Source organism: Chloroflexota bacterium, from assembly GCA_040902225.1.
Lineage (GTDB): Bacteria > Chloroflexota > Limnocylindria > QHBO01 > QHBO01 > CF-167.
In genome coordinates this window covers 571,061-589,093 of sequence record JBBDXT010000007.1, presented here as the reverse complement: position 1 = coordinate 589,093, position 18,033 = coordinate 571,061, and the positions used below count along the sequence as shown (strand labels likewise).

Genomic DNA, 18,033 nt, shown 5'->3' with positions numbered 1-18,033 from the left:
TTAGCAGTCGACATCCCCTACTCGCGCTTCGCGCCCACCGGGCGCTCGGCCCGACGGGAATGCCAATGCCAGGCCGACATGATGATCTCGTCGAGGTCTCGGACCGGTGACCAGTGGAGGAGCTCGCCTGCACGCGAATTGTCCGCCCAGATGGCCGCGGCATCGCCCGGTCGACGGGGAGCATGACGCACCGGAACCGGCCGTCCGCTGACCCGCTCGGCGACGGCGATGACTTCGGCTACCGACGTTCCGCGACCGCTCCCTAGGTTCACGACCGCGCTGCCCCCACCCGCCAGCAGATAGTCGAGCGCGAGGAGGTGCGCCTCGGCCAGATCCTCAACGTGCACATAGTCACGTACCGCAGTGCCATCGGGCGTCGCGTAATCGGTGCCGTAGATCTCGACCTCCGCGGTCTTGCCGAGCGCAGCGTCCATGACCCGGGGAATGAGGCTCTTCGCGTTCCGCGGGCCCTCACCGATTGATCCGTCGCTCGAAGCGCCGGCGGCGTTGAAGTAGCGCAGGCTGATGGATCGCAATCCCTTCCCCGAGTACCAGCGCAGGATCTCCTCGCCCATGAACTTGCTGGCTGCGTACGGGTTTGCCGGACGAGCGGCAGACTGCTCGGTGACTGGCACCTGGTCTGGGTCGCCGTAGATCGCGCAGGTCGACGAGTACACAATGGGCGCGGGTGGCTGGTCACCGGCGGCGGCAACCACCGCCTCGGTCAGGTTCAGCGTCCCTGCGGAGTTGACGCGGAAGTAGTCGCCGAGCCGCTCAAACGATTCGCTCACGGACTTCAGCGCGGCGAGATGAACGACCGCCTCGAATTTTCGATCGGCGAACAGTCCGGCCAGCACGGATGGATCCGCAATGTCGCCAACCACCAACTCGACACCGAGGTGCTCTACGCCGTCGTTGTTTAGCCAGTCGAGGACCACGACCCCGAACCCCCGCTGGACCAGGGCCCGAACGGTATGCACGCCGATGTATCCCTCGCCGCCTGTCACCAGGATCTGGGGCAACGCTGTGGAGTTCATACTATCCAGCCTACTATTCCCACACCGACACCACAGTCCAGCTGGGTTCGTTGGGCGTGGACGCCGGGTTCACCTCCTCAACGACCCCGGCGATGGCGGAACGCCCGGCCGCCGGCCCCGGCCTAGGGCTGGGTGGCGATGACCTGCACCGCGCCGGTGTTGAAGCGCACGCACAGCTGGGTCTTGCCGGCGCCGTTGTCACGCGCGAACAGGCGCGCCCGGTTGGCGAGCGGCGCGACCGGCGCGCTGATCTCGGCCAGCTCGTAGAACTTGGTGGTGTAGACCTTGCCGCTGAAGTAGCCGGCGTAGCCATTCGGACTCTCACCATAGACGCCCTTGCTGGAGCCGTCCTGGGCCGCGTAGCCGTACACCCCGGTCTTGGCCTTGGGGGGCGGGGGGGTATCGCCGCTGAAGCCCTGCACACCGGTGCTGTTGGCGGTGGCACTTGATCGGCCCAGAATCGCCGGATGGTCGCTGGCATCGGTCTGGCCTGAGATAGCCTCGGCCCCGTTGCTGTTGCCAAAGACCGCGATCCCCTGCCCGGCGTTGCCGACGATCGCAATGCTCGCGTCGCTTTGGCCAAAAATCCCGTTTCCGCCGGTACTAATTCCCGCAACCCCAACTCCCGTGCTGCTGCTCGTGGCCGAGAACACGGTATCGCCATTCGAGCTGTTGGTGATCGAGGTGGTGCTAATGGCGGCGTTGGGCCCCCCGAGCAGGACGTCATTGGGGTCAGCGGCCCGCGCGGTTCGGGGTCGGCCGATGGCCGAGGCGGCCATCGCCCCCAGGGCACCGAGCGCACCAGCCAGCAGGGCGCGGCGGCTGGGGGTGGTGCTAGCTGCTGGGGCCGGTTCAAAGGATGGGATCTGGAGCGGAGTGGTCATGGCGCGTGCCTCCGGTGACGGGGCGCAGCATGTGACGCACTGCGCGGTGGGTGGCATCACGTTACTGCACTCGTCCAGCAGCGTCGGTCAGCCGCCGGGTAAGCGCTAGGCCGCCACAGGGCCGAGGCGACGTCGACGGCGCGACAGGCGTGAGCGCGGCGACGGCCGCGGCGATGGCAGCCGCCAGACTGGGCGACCCAGGCCGCCCCATTACCCCAGCTGCAGCCTGGCAATGGCGGTGGCGCTGGAGCGGGTCGACGTCATTCGGCATCAGCACAAACGTGCTGCTGGTCACAGCTGCGCCGGGAGTCAATGGTCACGTCCGTGCTGCCGGCGGCAGTAGCGGCCTCCCTATGCCGCGACGCCAGTTGCCGTGCCGTACCCGCGCCGATGGGGTCCGGCGCTGCAGGATCTGGTTGATCGGGAGCCCCATACTCCCGTAGAGTGGTCCGCGACGTCCCGTCGCGGGCACCCGTGGGACACATACCGAGGGAGCGCGTCCGACCGAGATGATCCGACGACACCTCATGGCGCTCAGGCTCGCGCTCATGCTGGGCGACGGCATCACGGCTGCCCTCGTCCTTCTGCTCATCTCGTTCATCCGGTTCGGCAACGACAGCTGGACCGGGATCTGGAGCCGCCTCGGCATCGACATCCGGCTGGCGGCGATCGGGTTCGGAGTCATCTGGGTGGTCGTGCTCTGGTACCAGGGGCTGTACCGGCTCCGCGCCCGATGGCGGCTCCGCACCGAAGCGATGGACATTGGCCGTGCCACCCTCGTGGTGGCCGCGCTGACCCTATCCATTCTGTTCGTCTTCAAGCAGGAGGATGTGAGTCGCATCTTCCTGCTGGCGCTCTTCACAGCCGAGCCGCTCGTCACCCTGGCAGGCAGGGGCCTCCTGCGCCTTGCCTTCAGCGTGCTGCGCCGTCGCGGTCATAACGCTCGCTACATGCTGGTGGTGGGGACGGGCAAGCTGGCGCAGGACTTTGCCGACCTCGTTGAATCGCGCGCCGGCCTGGGCCTCCGTGTGATCGGCCACCTGTCGGTGCCCGGCGAGACCCAGCGTGTGGTCACGCGGCCGATCTTAGGCGGGCTCGAAGCGATCGAGGAGGTCCTGCATACGAATATCGTCGATGAGGTCGCCGCCTGTCTCGCGCCCGAATCGGCAAGCCTGCTGGAACCCATCGCCAGCCTCGCCGCGGACGAGGGCAAGACCGTTCGAATCCCGGTCGACCCTTCCGACGGGACTGTAAGGAACGCCCGCGAGGAGGAGTTCGAGGGCCTCTTGGTGCGGTCGCTCGTGCATGACGGCCATCGTGAGATCGGCCTGGTCATCAAGCGCCTGATCGACGTGGTTGGGGCCGCGGTCGGGCTCGTCATCCTCAGCCCGCTGCTCGTCGTCACCGCCATCCTGATCCGCGCCCGCGATGGCTCACCGGTCATCTTCCCGCAGGCCCGCGTCGGCTTGCACGGTCGCCCCTTCACGATCCTTAAGTTCCGTACCATGGCCCCCGATGCCGAGGCGCGGCTGCACGAGGTGGCCCACCTGAACGAGCTCAATGGGGCTGCGTTCAAGGCCTCGAATGACCCGCGCATGAGCCCGCTCGGCCGCCGCCTGCGCCAGTTGAGCCTTGATGAGCTGCCGCAGCTGTGGAACGTGCTCAAGGGCGAGATGAGCCTCGTTGGGCCGCGCCCGCCACTCCCGTCCGAGGTGGTGGAGTACGACATCTGGCACCGTCGCCGGCTCAGCATGAAACCGGGGATCACCGGCCTGTGGCAGGTGGAGTCGCGCCATGAGGCGAACTTCGACCGATGGGTCGAGCTCGACCTGAGCTACATCGATCGATGGACGCTGTGGCTCGACCTGAGCATCCTTCTCAGAACCATGCCAAACGTGATGATGGCCCGTGGCCGCTGATCGTCCCTAGAAGGCCTCCAGGTACCGATCCACCTCCCAGCTGCTGACCTGCATTCGGTACTCGTCCCACTCCTCGGTCTTGGCCTCGACGAAACGCTCGAAGACATGCTCGCCTAGGGCGTCGGCGATGACCGCGTCCTTGGAGAGCTCGTCGAGCGCCTCCCGCAGCGTGCCCGGCAGCTGGCGGATCTTGCGGCTCTCGAGCTTGGCCGCGTCGAAGTGGTACAGGTTCTCCTCGACCGGATCCGGCGGCGAGAGCTTGCGAGTGACTCCGTCAAGGCCAGCGGCGACCATGCAGGCAAAGGCCAGGTAGGGGTTTGAGGACGGATCGGGACAGCGCAGCTCGATCCGGGTGCTGTTGAGCTGGCCCTTGCTGATCTGCGGGATCCTGATCAGCGCAGAGCGGTTGATGCGCGCCCAGCCGATGTAGACCGGAGCCTCGTAGCCGGGGACGAGGCGCTTGTAGCTGTTCACCAGCGGCGCGAGCACGGCGATCATGCCCCGCGCGTGCTCGAGGGTGCCGGCGATGTAGCTGCGCGCGATCGGTGAGAGCCCGTAGGGATCGGAGGCATCGGCGAAGGCGTTCTTGGCCTTCTTGATGTCCCACAGGCTCTGGTGGCAGTGCATCCCGGAACCGTTGATGCCAAAGAACGGCTTCGGCATGAAGGTGGCGTACAGCCCCTTGCGCGCGGCGACCGCCTTGAGTGTGGTCTTGAAGGTCACCGCGTTGTCGGCGGTGCGGAGGGCATCGGCGTACTCGAAGTCGATCTCGTGCTGCCCGGTGGCGACCTCGTGATGGGCCGTCTCGACCTTGATCCCGAACGCCTCGAGGTCGTTCATCATCTCCTTGCGGACATCGGTCCCGAGGTCGCTCGAGAGGTCGAAGTAGCCGGCCGCGTCATGCGGCAGCGCCTCGACCGCCTCGTCGCTGCGCTTGAGCAGGAAGAACTCGAGCTCCGGCCCCGTGTTCAGCACGTAACCGAGCTTCCTTGCCTTATCGAGCTGCCGACGCAAGACCCAGCGCGGGTCGCCCGGGAACGGCTCGCCGTGTGGAGTGAACACGTCGCAGATGACCCGCGCCGCCCCGGTGGGAATGGGCTTGCCGTCGAGGTCGAAGCCGGGCTCCCATGGGATTTCCGCGAAGGTGTCGAGGTCCGGAACGAGGAACATATCGGACTCGGCGATCCGGGCAAAGCCCTCGATGCTGCTGCCGTCGAACCACTTCCCATGCTCGACCGCCTCTTCCAGCTGATGCATCGGCACCTGGACCGATTTCACCTGACCCACGATGTCGGTGAACTGCAGGCTGACAAAGGCCAGGTTGCGGTCCTCGGCGAGCTTCAGGGCGGCGGCGAGCTGCTTGGTGGCCATCCACGAGTCTCCTTGAGGTGAGGGGAGGTGTTCTCGCCGAGCCTAGCCGCCGCGCCTTGCCTGCGGCAGTCGAGGATGAGGCCGGGTTGGCGCGAATCATTGTGCAGTCTGCACAAAGCCTGATCAGGCTCGCCAGCGGTCTGCCTCCGACAGGATCCGCAGCGCATCCTCCGGCCGGCGGGGATCGACGCCCTGCTCGGCGCGCGCCGCTCGCAGCCGGTAGAGGACGGTGTTGCGGTGGACCCCCAGGGCCCGGGCGGCCGGCGCGATCCGACCGTTGCTGCGGGCCACCGCCAGCAGCGTCGCCGCGATGCGGTCATCCGCAGGGGAGGGGATGGCCCGGGTCGGACGTGAGGCCGGACGTGGCGCCGGCAGCGGTGCGGCCGGGCGGCGCAGGAGTGCCCTCAGGGTCACCCCCAGCGCATCGGCCGCCACCTCGTCCACGCGGGCAAAGGGCAGATCGTCGAACAGCCACGCCGCCGCGCCGGCGCGCACGCGTCGCTCCAGCAGCCAGAGGCCGTCCCGGGTGCGCCGCGCGCTCTCGGTTCGCGACCCGCCGGACAGAAGGCGGGCGTGTGCGGATGCGAACCGCGCGGCCAGCGCCCTGCCTGCCTGCCGTGGATGGAGCGCGCGCAGCTCGCCGTCGGCGATGACGGCCACGCCCCGGCGCATGCGTGCCGCAACGAGACCCGCGGGTGCGGCGGGGTCGGGGTCGGCGAGTGCTGCCTCCGCGGCCGCCAGCCGGAGCTCGGTGCTCAGCCGCTGCAGGTGCCCCGGCTCGTCACGCAGGTAGCTCTCCATGGCATCGGTGAGCTCGGCTGTGGCCTTGCCGCTCGCCAGGATCGGGATCGAGCTCTCGGCAGCTTCCGGGCGCGGCGTTCCGGCGAGGCCGGCCAGGACCAGCCCCACGGGGCGCAGCTCCGCGGCCTGCAGCGTCGCCAGCAGGGCGTCGAGCGACCGGCCGAGGATGAGTGACCCGTCGACGATGAGCAGCTCGCCGTCCAGCGCGGGCGGAAGGTGCGGTGGCGCCGTCCGGGTGCGAAGCACGCCACGCGCTGCGTCCCCCAGGCGCTCCACGCTCCCCGACACCAGCCGCGCCTCCGGGTCGACGGCGCGCCACAGGTCGAGGAGGCTGGTCACCCGGCTGCCGGTCGGACCGCGGCCGCCAGCCTCGCGGCGAGCTTCGCGAGCTCGCCGTCCGGCCGGTCGAAGCGCTCGCCGCGAAGGAGAAGCTTCAGCCCTCCGTCGACGGTCCGCAGCGTCATCCGCCGTCGAGGCAGCCAGAGGGCGATCGCCAGGCATGCCACCAGCAGCGCCGCACCGCTGAAGAGGACCCCCATCCCCGGATCCCGGCGTGACAGGAAGGTGAGGTACGCGTCGAAGCCGACCAGGCGCACCGTGACCGTCCCGAGCCGCTGCTCATCGCCTGGCCGCAGCCGAATGCTGTCGACCACGCCGCTACCGTCGGATGCGGTCACGCCGAGCTCGTTCGCATCGACGTCGACCAGCGTCAGGCCCAGGGTCAGTCCCGCGGTCGGCAACTCTGCGAATGCCGATGGCCTGCCGCCGATCACGGCGTCCAGGGGCACGGGCGCATCGAGCAGCGGCTGGCCGCCGAGCGTGGCAACCCGGACGCGCACGGCCGGGCCGTACGTCCAGCCATGGACCAGGTAGCCGCCGAATTCACCCGGACGATTCACCTGCACCAGCTGCGTGCCGGCAGGCTCGCCGCCGCGCAGGAATGTCACGGTCGCGTCGAGCTTCAGCGGGCGCCCATCCGAACCGAAGGCCGCGTCGAAACGGTCGAGGCGAACTGCGTCAGTGAATCCCGATCGCGGCGCATCCAGCAACGCCTGCGCACCGGGCAGGAGGCTGAATTGCGTCTCCGTGCTGAATGCGCGCCCGCCCGCCGCCCCGAGGAGCATGAGCACGAGGGCGAGGTGGCTGAACTGGCCGACCAGCCGCGACCATCCGCGGCGCGTGCCGGCAAGGGACCAGCGTTCGCCTCGGCCATGCTCCATGACCCGGTAGCCGGCTCCGCGAGCGACAGCAACCAATGCTGCGCGGGACGCATCATCCGGCGTGGCCTCGACCGGGACCGTCGCCACCAGCACGTCGGAGCCCTCGGCGAGTAGCGCGGGCCTTCGCCACTCCTGCCACGCAACGGGAAGGCGAACGGCGACGCTCGCCATGCCCGCGCACAGGATCATCCCCAGCAGCACGAGGTAGGGCGGCGTGGCGAGGAGCCACGCGCCAGAGGGGAGCGCAGCGGCCGCGGCATTCCAGGCGCCCGCGAGGAGGAGCAGCCCGAGGGCAAGCCGCGCATCGGCGACGAACCGCAGGAACCGCTGGGCGACCTGCGCGATGCGATCGGCACGCCTGCCGCCGCTGGCGGCCAATGCGGTCGATCGGCTCATCGGGTCCTCCGTCTGCTACGTGGCTGCGCCCGCGGCAGCGTTGGCCAGATCCGCGATGAGGTCCTCCGCATCCTCGAGGCCGACGGAGACCCGAATCATCCCCGGGCTCAACCCTGCCTCCGCGAGCTCGTCGTCGTCGAGCTGACGATGGGAGGAGGACGCGGGATGGCTGCACAGGGTTTCGACGCTGCCCAGGCTGGTGGCGTGGACGGCCACCCGCAGCAGGTCGAGGAAGCGTTCGCCGGCCGTACGTCCGCCCGAGACCTCGAGGGCCAGCATGCCGCCCGCCATTCCCTCGCGCAGCGTCCGTCCTGCCAATGCGTGCTGTGGATGCGATGCCAGGCCGGGATATCGGACAGCCTCGACGCCCGGCGCTCCCTCCAGCGCGGCGGCCACCGCCAGGGCGTTCGCGCTGTGGCGCTCCATGCGGAGGGCGAGCGTCTTGAGGCCGCGCAGAGCGAGGAACGCCTCGAGCGGCGCCGCGTTGCCGCCCGCGTTGATCACGATCTCGCGGGCGGAAGCGACCACGTCGGCGCTGCCGAGGATTGCGCCACCGGTCAGGTCGGAGTGACCGCCGACGTACTTGGTGGTGGAGTGCACCACCGCATCGGCGCCCAGGGCGAGCGGGTTGCACAGGTAGGGCGAGGCAAACGTGTTGTCGACGGCGACCGACACACCTCGTGCACGGGCCAGCTCGCCGATGGCGGCGATGTCGGCCATCGCCGTGGTGGGATTGCTGATCGTCTCGAGCCACACCAGTCGCGTGCGATCCCCCATCGCCGCGGCGACGTTGGCTGGATCCGTGGTGTCGACCGCAGTCGCCTTGATCCCGGCTCGCGCGAGGACCGTGCGCGACAGCCCGACCATGCCGCCGTACACCGCCCGGGGGATGATCAGCTCATCCCCGGTGCGCAGCAACGACATGACGACCCCGTGCACCGCGGCCATCCCCGACGCGGTGGCGAGACACGCCTCGGCACCCTCCAGGTCGGCCAGCGCCTCCTCCAGCGCGGCGTGGGTGGGGTTCGAATATCGGCTGTACGAATGTCCGGGCCTGGCGAACTCCAGCAGCTCGGCCAGCTCGAGGGCGCTGGCAACCTCGAAGGTGCTGGTCTGGTAGATCGGCACATTGACCGGCGGTTGGGGCGCGGCCGGGACCCGGCTGGCGGCCTTGATGGCGCGAGTGGCGAAGCCCGGCATGACCGATCCGAGTCTAGCGGTCGGCTACGGGCCGACGGATGGTTCCGGCGTGGCGCCGATCGTCGCCCCACTCAACAGCTGCTCGCCGATGGCCCGGATCGCCTCGAGATCCGGGATCAGGATGTAGCCGGCACTCGAGAACGGATCCGCCCGCATGTACTCCGGCGGCTGGAGCACGATGCGCTGCAGCTGCGACATGTCGGCGCCCTGGACCGCCCGCGCGAGATCGGCGAGGCGCCCGGATGGCACGTCCGTGGCGATCGTGTTCTTGACGGCGTCGAGGAGGCCCGGCAGCGCCAGCATCAGGTTCCCGGCGGTCAGCTTGTCCCGGATCGCGGTGAGCAGCTGCTGCTGTCGATCGGAGCGGGTGAAGTCGTCGTCACCGGCCCCCTTCCGCGAGCGGACGAAGGCGAGCGCGGTGTGGCCATTCATGTGGTACGTCCCCGCCTTGATATAAAAGCCGATCCGTTGACCGTATTCGTCGAAGTAGGTGGGATCGTTGATCGCACGCTGCACCGTGATGTCCACGCCGCCAATGGAGTCAACGGTCTCCTTGAAGCCGAGCAAGTTGATCGCAGCGAAGTAATTGATCGACACCCCAAGGAGCTTTCCGATGGTGGCCTTGAGGGTGCCAACCCCTCCTAAAGGGAAGGCATCTGGGTGGGCGCCGGCGTAGACCATCAGCGAATTCAGCTTGCGGTTGAAAAAGGTGCCGTCGGGGAGCGGCGCGCCATAGAGGTCGCGGGGCATCGAGATCATCGCCGAGGCGGTGCCATCGGGGTCAAGGCTGACGACAAGCATCGTGTCGGTCAGGGCTGTCGTGCGCCCTGGAGCACTGTCGACTCCCACCAGCAGGATGTTGACGCGCTCTCCCCGGCCGACGTCCGGCTGCCCGGACGGCTCGGCCAGCGACCCAATCCCGAACGAGTCCTGGACGTCTTGGCCGCGCCCGCCGAGGGCAACTGAGCCGAGGGTGTCGATTGTCTTGACCGCGTAGTAGGCGGGCACGGCGTGCATCGCAAGCGTGGCGGCCACGAGCAGCGCGGTGGCCCAGGTCGCGCTGCTGCGAAATGTGGGGCGCTCCCAGTGATCGTGGGCCTGTATGACCGCGATCAGTCTCCAGGCCAGCAGAACCGCGTCCACCACGATCAGGCCGATCAGGAAGCGGACGTCAAAGAGGCGGGCGAGGACCTGGGACGAGCCCACGGCCAGGACCAGCGCGATCAGGCCGACCAGGATCACGACCGGCGCAGCCAGCAGCAACGCCAGCCCCGCCTCCCCGTTGTAGTACTGCCCGAGACCGGGGAAGAGGAACGACAGGAGCGCGGCGAGCGAGGCCCGCGGCCCTGAAGGCGGCGGGCCGTAGCGTTGAGCTGGCGCTTCGTCCACATGACAATGGTGCCACGGCTGAGGTCACGACGACCGGTTAGGATCTGGTTATGCAGTTCCTGCGCCGTTTCAGCCGTCGCCAGATCGCGGCTGGCGCGGTGTTGGCGGTGGTCGTTCTAGGGGTTGCCATCTGGCTGGGTCTCGGCCTGCTGTCGACGCCCGAGCCCATTCCGTCGCCGTCGGAGACCGCCTCCCCGACGGCATCTCCGTCCCCCTCGCCGAACCCGTCGCCGTCGGCGACCCCCGAACTGGCAACATGCCCATTGAACGGACTGCCGCTCGATGACCCGCTGGTGCTGGATCAGGTGGCCATCTCGGTCCAGATCGAGAACCATCCCCAGGCACGGCCGGCACGCAACCTGTCGAACGCGGACATGGTGATCGAGGCGCCGGTCGAGGGCGACACCACCCGCTTCAGCGGCATCTTCTTGTGCCGCGCGACGGTCGGGCTGACCGGACCGATCCGCAGCGCGCGCTATTTCGTGGTCGACCTCTGGCAGGACCTCGGCATCCTGCCCGTTGGCTTCGGCGCGAGCGGTGGCGCGCTATCGCGGTTCGCGGCGGCGGGAATGCCATACGTCAATGGCATCACCGGGTCATGGCCATGGTTCAGTCGTTACGGCACCCACCCTGCCCCGCACAACCTGTACGGCGATATGGAGGCGCTGCGCGCGGCGATCGACGAGGGTGGCCCGATCGACCGGCATGTGGCCCTCGTTCAGCCGTTGCGTGCGCCGTTTACCTTCGATGCTGGCGTGGTGCTGCCCACCGGGCGATCCGTCACCGCCGTGGAGATGCGGACCAACAGTTATTGGCGGTTCGGCTGGACGCTGAATGAGACGGAGGACGAGTGGACTCGCCAGGATGCCGGGAAGACGGTGATCGACGAGGTGACCGACAAGCCGCTCACCGCTGTGAACATTATCGTGCAGCGCGTGGAGCAGGAGGTGGTGTTCGGCGACCCCGATCCCGGTGGCTTCCCGCGACGGCTTCAACACCTCGTGGGAAAGGGCGATGGCACGCTCTACTCGCGTGGGCAGGCAATTGCCCTGCATTGGTCCCGACCCACGGCGGCCGACGGGACCGAGTGGACCTACGCAGACAGCGGGGAGCCGGTGATCCTGCCGCCGGGCGCGGTCTGGTGGGAAATCATCCCGATCACCGCCTCGGTGACGGAGTCCTAGGCGCCCGGCTCCCGATCCGCGCGCGACGAGGTGGGGCTCGACAGGAAGGCATCCATCGCACGTCGGATCTGATGGTCTGGGTCCATGTTGCGCCGCGCTGCTGCGATGTGGCGGCGTACGTCCGCCGGATCCGGCTCGTCGTCCCCGTGTGCCTCGTGGTGTGACCCGTTGGTCGTGGCGGGCTCGACGGTGAAGGCGGCTGCGGGCGGCGGCGGGTCGGCGGCGACGACGGCCGGGGCGGCATGGCTGAGTTCGACCGGTGGGGCCGCTGCCAATGAGGCCTCGACCCGTGGGGCCTCGGCCGGGGCCGGCTCGCTGATCTCTTCTGGGGCCGCCAGCAGCCGGTTCGGAGCGCGGCGCGGGCGTGGATTACCGCTGATCTGGTTCTTGCCGAGCGCTTTGGCCTGGTACATGGCGCGGTCGGCGGCGACCATCAGCTCCTCGGGCGACGACCCATCCTCCGGATGCGAGACGAGGCCGATGCTGACGCTCGTCGCGGCTAGGTCGGTCGCCAGCGACTCGCCGATCTCCTCAACGCCCTCCCGGATCTTTTCGGCGACCACGTAGGCGCCGATGAATTCGGTCTCCGGCAGGAGGATCAGGAACTCGTCGCCACCGTAGCGGTAGGCCGAGTCGACGGTTCGGATCGATCCATTGATGACGCGCCCGACCGCACGCAGCACGTCGTCGCCGCGCAGGTGGCCCAACGAGTCGTTGATCGCCTTCAGCCCGTCCAGGTCGATCATCAGCACGCAGAAGCCGCGGCCGCTGCGCCGGGTGCGCTGCACCTCCTGCTCCAGGGTCGGGAAGAGATGCCCGCGGTTGAAGAGGCTGGTCAGCGGATCGGTCTGCGACAGCTCCAGGACCCTCGCGCGGACGCGACGCTCGGAGCTGGCGTACACGCCGGCGAGATAGGCGAGCAGCCAGAGCGAGACGAGATTGACCCCCACGCGCAGTAGATCAACGCTGCTTGCGGTCAGGCTGGCATCCAGCAGCAGCTGCCCAACGTAGGCCAGCGAAGCAGCGGCCGTTACGAGCAGCGCCAACTGGCTCCCCATCGTCAGAGCCGCAGCAACCACCAGCAGGTGGAAGGTGAAGACGAAGGGTGAGTTGGCACCATCGGTCAGCCACACAAGGCCGGTTGCCAGGGCGAGAGCGGCGACCACCTCCAGGGCGACGGTGGCCCGGCCGCGCCAGCGCCGCGGCAGCATCTCGTGCAGGACGACCACCATCACCACCGCGGCGCCGCCGAGGGCGTAGATGGCCAGGCGGTTCGCCGCAAACGCATTCGAGACGCCGATTCCGACCAGCACCCCCGCGATGGCCACCCACCAGACCACGCGCACGACCGCCTCATGGGAAGGGGTCATCAGCGTCGTTTCCACCCGCGAGTCGGCGGCCGTGGCAATCGGCGCGGAGGCCGGAGTGGTGGTCGGCTCGCCCCATCCTCTGAGGACCGCCACGAGCGCCCCCACACCCACGAGCCCAGCCAGCCCGCCGCTGACGAGGATGAAGATCAGTTCTGCTGTCACATTCCTCACTCAGGGCGCCTGGCCGTTTGATGTGCCCGCAACTTGCCGCTGCCCGCCGTCGGGCTAGTCTAGGGGCTGGCGCGAGATGCGCGCAAAGGTACTAACCCCACCTGAACGACCTTCCGTGGCGTCCGCGCACCACATGGTCGCAAGGTACCGGGCGCGACCGGGATCCTGGCACCGCCTCGAAACGTCAGCGCGCCGTCACCACGCCAAGCAGTGCGAGGGCCGCCGAGATCGTCCACAGCACGAGCACGGCGCTGCGCTGCGACAGGCCAGCAGCCAGCAATCGGTGGTGAACATGCAGTTTGTCGGGCGCAAAGATGGAGGCGCGTGCACGCGCTCGCCGAATGACCGCCCACGCCGTGTCACCCAGCGCCAGGCCGACGACCAGCAAGGGCGCCCAGGGAGCCGCGCCCGGCGAGCCCGATTGCGTGACGGCGACACCGGCCGCGGCAAGGATGAAACCCAGAAGGAAGGATCCGGTGTCGCCCATGATGATGCTGGCCGGGTATACGTTGAAGGGCAGAAAGCCGAGGACTCCTCCCGCTCCGGCCGCCAGGATCAATCCGATTGACAGGGGCGAGTCACCGGCCGATGCTATCAATGCGAAGGCACCGATCCCGATGAGGCCCACGCCTGCGGCCAGGCCATCCAGGCCGTCAATCAGGTTGATGGCATTCATGACGAAGATGAACCACGCCACGGTCACCAGCGGCGACCAGATCCCGAGCTCCATCCTCCCCCATGGACCGTCGAGGTGGTCGATGGAAAGCCCAAGCAGGAACACGGCGCTCGCGGCGGCGATCTGCGCCAACAGCTTCACCGGTGCTCGCATCCCGAACAGGTCGTCGATCATCCCGATGCTGACGACGAGGGCCGCCCCCAGCAGCACCGCGACGAACTGATCCGCGGCGCGCACCGGGCTCGTGCTCGGTGAGGCAACGAACAATGCACCCGCCAGGCCGGCGTAGAACCCGACGGCGATGGCGATCCCACCGAGCCGAGGGAGCGCGACATCGTGGACCTTCCGCTTGTTCGGGTGGTCCAGCAGGCCTCGCCGCCTGGCGAGGCTGCGCACCACCGGAGTCAGCACCGCGGCGGCCACGAACGCGACGATCAGGGCCACCAGGGGGGTCAGCATCGGGCGCCGATGATACGGGCGCCGTGGTGGTCGGGGCGGCCCGATTCGAACGGGCGACCTCCTGCTCCCAAAGCAGGTGCGCTACCAGGCTGCGCTACGCCCCGACGCGGCGCGGCCATTCTACTGGAGGGTATCACCCGTGGTTTGCGATCGCCCGTCACTCCGCCTTGACCTCATTCCACAGTGCATCCTTGGCATCCGACGAGAGGTCGACAAGGACCAGGCCACGCTCAGATGCCAACGCCTCGACCCTTTGGTAACGGTCGATCCAGCGGCGATTCGCCGTGCGCAACGCCTCTTCCGGATCGAGCCTCAGCCAGCGCGCCAGGTTGACGGCGGCGAACAGCACGTCGCCGAACTCGTGGAGACGGGCGTCCCGTCCAGCATCGCCGTCGATCGCCCCGGCCTCGTGCAGCTCGGTCAGCTCCTCATTGACCTTCTCCCAGACGCCGTCGATGGCCGGCCAATCCCAGCCGAGCGACGACGCGCGCTCCTGGATCTCGCGGCTGGCGGCGAGGGCGGGGAGCGCCCGGGCGATTCCGCTGAAGGGCGACGACCGGCCGCCCGCCTCGTGTCGCTCGGCCGCCTTGATCGTCTCCCAGTTGCGAAGCACCTCATCCGCCCCGCTGACCTCGACATCACCGAACACGTGCGGATGACGTCGAATGATCTTGGCCCCGAGCCTGCGATAGACATCGGTCAGGTCGAAGGCCCCATCCTCGGCTGCCAACTGGGCGTGCAGGATGATCTGCAGGAAGAGGTCACCGAGCTCTTCGGCCAGATCCTCCGACGAGCCGCTCTCGATTGCGTCGACCGTCTCGTACGCCTCCTCCAGCACGAAGGGGCGGAGGCTGGCGTGCGTCTGCCGGCGATCCCACGGACAGCCATCGAGCGCCCGCAGGCGGGCGGAGATGGCCGCCATGCCGTGCGGCGAGGCGATGTTGTCGACCGCCCTCAGAGCGGGAACCAGCCAGTCGGCGCGCCACAGGTCCTCGTCGCTCAGGCTCTCGAGCGACGAGGGCGTCCCGCCCGGGAGCGGCTGCAGCGCGTGATCACGCGGGTAGAGCGAGAGGAGCACATCGCGCGCTCCCCTGCGCGCATGGCGCCCCGGCAGGACGACTGGCGGGTCGGCCGCAGTGGCCTTGTCGGCCGCAACGGGTTCGGCGAGGAGGACGAGCGGGAGGGATGGATCGAAGGCGATGGAGGCCAGGCGCCGGCCGGACACGACCTGGACGCCGAGCGCGGGGTCGAGCCCTGCCGCCGCGAGGAGGCGGTCGACGCCGCGGGACGTCGTCACGCCCCGCGCGAGCTCATGCGGTGCCGGGGGCTTCGATGAACTGGGGGTCCGTCCAGGTCCCTGCGCCATCACGAATCTCGCTCAGCCAGTGGTTGAACCCGGTCTGTCGCACCGACTCTAGCTGCGTGGTCGGCACCCAGCGCAGCTCCGCGGTCGCCAGCAGCTTGAATATGTAAAACCCACCCTGCGTCGTGATCGGGTCGCTGATCTGGTCGGGCTGTGTGAGCTCGAAGATTGCGTTCGCCAGGTCCGGCTCGAATTGATACGGAATCACCCAGCCGAGATCTCCGCCCTTCGCGGCACTGTCGGGGTCCTCGCTCTGGTCCCTGGCCAGCTTGGCGAACTGGTCAGGATCCTCTCGCAGCGTGGCCACCAGGTCATCGGCCTGAACTGGTGCGGTAATTCGCTCTGCGGTGACCTCCATGACGTGATAGCCGAACTGCGTCTTGACGGGCTCGCTCACCTCCCCCACCTCGAGCTTGGCGATCGCAGCCTTGAACTCCGGCACGAAGCTCGATGAGCCGGGGTTGTACCATCCCACGTCGCCGCCACGGCTGGCGCTGCTCGTGTCCTCGCTCTCCTTGGCGAGCACGTACCAATTCGCATCGGGTCTGATCGCCTCGACCCGGAACGCCTCGGCGCGCGCCAGGGCTGCGGCCCACTGCGCATCGGTCGCCTTGGACTGGTCCGCCTCGCCCGGGAGCGGCTGGGCCAGGAAGTGCCTGACCTTCTGTCCCGGCTCCGGGATCCCCACCTGGGCCGCGATAAAGATCTGTGCCACCTTGCGCTGCGGCTGGTAGGGAACCATGACGCTCGTCTTGAAGTAGTCGGTGAAGGCGGACTTCAGCAGGTCACCCCGGACATAGGCGCGGTACTCCGCATCTGACACCCCGGCGGCGGAAAGGAGATCCTTCATGCGCTGGTTGGTGCCGGCTGCCTTCTTGTTGTCGACGCGCACGAGCCGATAGCCTGTGTCACCCTTGATCGGGCCAACCAGGTCACCGGTGGCGGCGTCTCGGGCGTCGCTGAAATAGGTGGCGTACAGCGGGTCGTCGGCCTCGATCCAGCTGAGCGAACCTCCCGCCGGGCCAGACGAGTCATAGCTCTTCTCCTTGGCCGTCTCTGCGAAGTCCGCCCCGCCTTTGATCGCGTCCGCGATGTCGTTCATCTCGGCCTCGGCGCGAGCCCAATCGGCATCGGTCGGCTCGGCGCCCGGCTCCGAGTCGGCGGGCAGGGCATCGACCGTGATGATCGAGAGCTTCAGTCGCTCAGGCACGGTCTGACGCTTGGTCACCTCGGCACTCACCGCCTCGTCGCTGACGGTAATGTCATAGCGACTCGCCGTGGTGGTTAGTACCCGGCCGAGCACAAGCGAATCGGCTGCAGTCGGGCCGAGGGCCGTGATCGCATCCTGGATCGACTGCAGGGCCTGCTGAATCACGGAGTCCCGCACGCCCCCCATGCGGCTCTGCAGGTCCTCGTAGCGAGCCTGCAACTCGACGCCGATGGCGTCCATCCGATCGGTGAGGTCGTCGAATGTGTATGTCACATCCCCGACGGCGGCGACCGGCCGCAGGTGGGCATCATAGTGTTCGCTCCAGGCGTTGGCCGCGAAGATCCCGATCGCAACGGCGATGGCGACGGCAAACCCGGCCACGATCAGCTGCTGGGTCCGCAGCTCGTCCTGCCAGCGGGGGCGATGCTTCCGGTCGAGCACCGGGCGGTTGCGAAACGACATCTAGCGCGTGATTCTCCGCAGGGCGATAGAGGGACATCTCCGACGGTGGGCGAGGCGCCATGCTAGCCGATGGGTGGTGCTCGCGCCAGCACCCGGGTTCGGGCTCAGGGGGTCCGTCGTAAGGCGTCGCGGATCGCCTCGAATCGGAGGCGCAGGACGAGCCCCAGCGCCTCGCCGATGATGCCGCCGCTCATCTTCGAGCTCCCTGCCACCCGCTCGCGAAAGATGATCGGGATCTGAGTGACGGCCGCCCGGCGCCGATGAGCCCACCAGGTCGTCTCGATCTGGAAGCCATATCCGCTGGTATTCGCCTCTCGCATGCGGATCGCCTCCAGCAGCTCTCGCCGCCAGGCCTTGAAGCCGCCGGTCAGGTCCCGGTATGGAAGCAACAGCATCACCCGAGCGAAGGTGGTCCCGGCGCGGCTGATCAGCCTGCGGTGGATCGGCCATCCGACCGTTCCACCGCCGGGCATGTAGCGTGTCCCGAGCACGAGGTCCGATCCGGTCATGAGCGGCGCGAGCAGCCTTGGCAGGTCGCCTGGATCGTGGCTGAAGTCGGCATCCATCTGGACCACCGCGCGGGTTTCGGCTCGCGCCAATGCCCAGCGAAATCCGTCCCGATAGGCGACCCCCAACCCCTCCTTGGCAGCGCGATGCAGGACGTGCAGTCGCGGTTCGCGCGTCGCCATCGTGTCGGCCAGCGTACCGGTCCCATCTGGGGAGCTGTCATCGACCACCAGCAGATTCGCCTCTGGTAATGCCGACAGGATCGCCTCCGCAATCCGCTCCAGATTCTCGCGTTCGTTGTACGTCGGCAGGACGACGACCACGCCCTTCCCGGCTGCGAGCCCGACGCGGGGCGCCTGCGGGGGGTCCGACGCCAATCCGCCACCCGGCGAGGCGCGGCCTTCGCGGGCCATG

At 68.5% G+C, this 18,033-nt stretch carries 14 protein-coding genes and 1 tRNA gene; 2 read left to right on the top strand and 13 right to left on the bottom strand.

The window, feature by feature from the left end; all coding sequences use genetic code 11:
* Positions 1-17: 17 nt before the first annotated feature.
* The gene (galE, locus tag WEB29_11610; GenBank protein ID MEX2137577.1) at positions 18-1,037 is read right to left on the bottom strand and encodes a UDP-glucose 4-epimerase GalE; all 1,020 of its coding nucleotides are present in this window, start codon (positions 1,035-1,037) and stop codon (positions 18-20) included.
* Positions 1,038-1,159: 122 nt separating this feature from the next.
* Complete coding sequence (locus tag WEB29_11605; GenBank protein ID MEX2137576.1) at positions 1,160-1,921, bottom strand: hypothetical protein; 762 nt, start codon at positions 1,919-1,921, stop codon at positions 1,160-1,162.
* 527 nt (positions 1,922-2,448) lie between these two features.
* On the opposite strand from WEB29_11605, the gene WEB29_11600 reads away from it, so the two are divergent.
* Positions 2,449-3,840, top strand: a complete 1,392-nt coding sequence (locus tag WEB29_11600) for a sugar transferase (GenBank protein MEX2137575.1) — start codon at positions 2,449-2,451, stop codon at positions 3,838-3,840.
* A gap of 6 nt (positions 3,841-3,846) precedes the next feature.
* On the opposite strand, the gene WEB29_11595 is transcribed toward WEB29_11600, so the two are convergent.
* The 5 genes from WEB29_11595 to WEB29_11575 form a co-directional block, all read right to left on the bottom strand.
* Entirely contained in the window at positions 3,847-5,211 is a 1,365-nt protein-coding gene (locus tag WEB29_11595) for a glutamine synthetase family protein (protein MEX2137574.1), read from the bottom strand.
* Positions 5,212-5,334: 123 nt separating this feature from the next.
* A complete protein-coding gene (locus tag WEB29_11590; protein ID MEX2137573.1) occupies positions 5,335-6,351 on the bottom strand; it encodes a helix-turn-helix domain-containing protein in 1,017 nt (338 codons plus the stop codon).
* Positions 6,348-7,628 carry a cytochrome c biogenesis protein ResB gene (locus WEB29_11585; GenBank protein MEX2137572.1) on the bottom strand — a complete coding sequence of 427 codons (1,281 nt, stop codon included), beginning with the start codon at positions 7,626-7,628 and terminating at the stop codon, positions 6,348-6,350. The genes WEB29_11590 and WEB29_11585 overlap by 4 nt, the downstream gene beginning before the upstream one ends.
* 15 nt (positions 7,629-7,643) lie before the next feature.
* Positions 7,644-8,828, bottom strand: coding sequence for an aminotransferase class I/II-fold pyridoxal phosphate-dependent enzyme (locus tag WEB29_11580; GenBank protein ID MEX2137571.1), 1,185 nt, complete (start codon positions 8,826-8,828; stop codon positions 7,644-7,646).
* Between the two features lie 24 nt (positions 8,829-8,852).
* Positions 8,853-10,217, bottom strand: a complete 1,365-nt coding sequence (locus tag WEB29_11575) for an LCP family protein (protein MEX2137570.1) — start codon at positions 10,215-10,217, stop codon at positions 8,853-8,855.
* A gap of 50 nt (positions 10,218-10,267) precedes the next feature.
* Here WEB29_11575 and WEB29_11570 point away from each other — a divergent pair, with 50 nt between their 5' ends.
* Positions 10,268-11,401 (top strand): DUF3048 domain-containing protein, encoded by a 1,134-nt coding sequence (locus WEB29_11570; GenBank protein MEX2137569.1) that lies wholly within the window; start codon positions 10,268-10,270, stop codon positions 11,399-11,401.
* On the opposite strand, the gene WEB29_11565 is transcribed toward WEB29_11570, so the two are convergent.
* The 6 genes from WEB29_11565 to WEB29_11540 all read right to left on the bottom strand — a co-directional run bounded on the left by WEB29_11565 (position 11,398) and on the right by WEB29_11540 (position 18,032).
* On the bottom strand, positions 11,398-12,933 hold the full coding sequence (locus WEB29_11565; GenBank protein MEX2137568.1) for a GGDEF domain-containing protein: 1,536 nt from the start codon (positions 12,931-12,933) through the stop codon (positions 11,398-11,400). The genes WEB29_11570 and WEB29_11565 overlap by 4 nt on opposite strands.
* Positions 12,934-13,126: 193 nt before the next feature.
* Positions 13,127-14,077, bottom strand: a complete 951-nt coding sequence (locus WEB29_11560) for an MraY family glycosyltransferase (GenBank protein ID MEX2137567.1) — start codon at positions 14,075-14,077, stop codon at positions 13,127-13,129.
* Positions 14,078-14,104: 27 nt separating this feature from the next.
* A tRNA-Pro gene (locus WEB29_11555) sits at positions 14,105-14,181 on the bottom strand.
* A 53-nt stretch (positions 14,182-14,234) separates the two neighbouring features.
* Positions 14,235-15,374, bottom strand: a complete 1,140-nt coding sequence (gene mazG, locus WEB29_11550; protein ID MEX2137566.1) for a nucleoside triphosphate pyrophosphohydrolase — start codon at positions 15,372-15,374, stop codon at positions 14,235-14,237.
* A gap of 13 nt (positions 15,375-15,387) precedes the next feature.
* The gene (locus tag WEB29_11545) at positions 15,388-17,112 is read right to left on the bottom strand and encodes a peptidylprolyl isomerase (GenBank protein MEX2137565.1); all 1,725 of its coding nucleotides are present in this window, start codon (positions 17,110-17,112) and stop codon (positions 15,388-15,390) included.
* A gap of 104 nt (positions 17,113-17,216) precedes the next feature.
* A complete protein-coding gene (locus WEB29_11540) occupies positions 17,217-18,032 on the bottom strand; it encodes a polyprenol monophosphomannose synthase (GenBank protein MEX2137564.1) in 816 nt (271 codons plus the stop codon).
* Position 18,033: the final 1 nt, after the last annotated feature.

Bases quoted from the DNA above. Each gene is read 5' to 3' on its own strand.
- galE (MEX2137577.1), bottom strand. From the start codon at position 1,037: ATGAACTCCACAGCGTTGCCCCAGATCCTGGTGACAGGCGGCGAGGGA.
- WEB29_11605 (MEX2137576.1), bottom strand. From the start codon at position 1,921: ATGACCACTCCGCTCCAGATCCCATCCTTTGAACCGGCCCCAGCAGCT.
- WEB29_11600 (MEX2137575.1), top strand. From the start codon at position 2,449: ATGGCGCTCAGGCTCGCGCTCATGCTGGGCGACGGCATCACGGCTGCC.
- WEB29_11595 (MEX2137574.1), bottom strand. From the start codon at position 5,211: ATGGCCACCAAGCAGCTCGCCGCCGCCCTGAAGCTCGCCGAGGACCGC.
- WEB29_11585 (MEX2137572.1), bottom strand. From the start codon at position 7,628: ATGAGCCGATCGACCGCATTGGCCGCCAGCGGCGGCAGGCGTGCCGAT.
- WEB29_11580 (MEX2137571.1), bottom strand. From the start codon at position 8,828: ATGCCGGGCTTCGCCACTCGCGCCATCAAGGCCGCCAGCCGGGTCCCG.
- WEB29_11570 (MEX2137569.1), top strand. From the start codon at position 10,268: ATGCAGTTCCTGCGCCGTTTCAGCCGTCGCCAGATCGCGGCTGGCGCG.
- WEB29_11560 (MEX2137567.1), bottom strand. From the start codon at position 14,077: ATGCTGACCCCCCTGGTGGCCCTGATCGTCGCGTTCGTGGCCGCCGCG.
- WEB29_11545 (MEX2137565.1), bottom strand. From the start codon at position 17,112: ATGTCGTTTCGCAACCGCCCGGTGCTCGACCGGAAGCATCGCCCCCGC.
- WEB29_11540 (MEX2137564.1), bottom strand. From the start codon at position 18,032: ATGGCCCGCGAAGGCCGCGCCTCGCCGGGTGGCGGATTGGCGTCGGAC.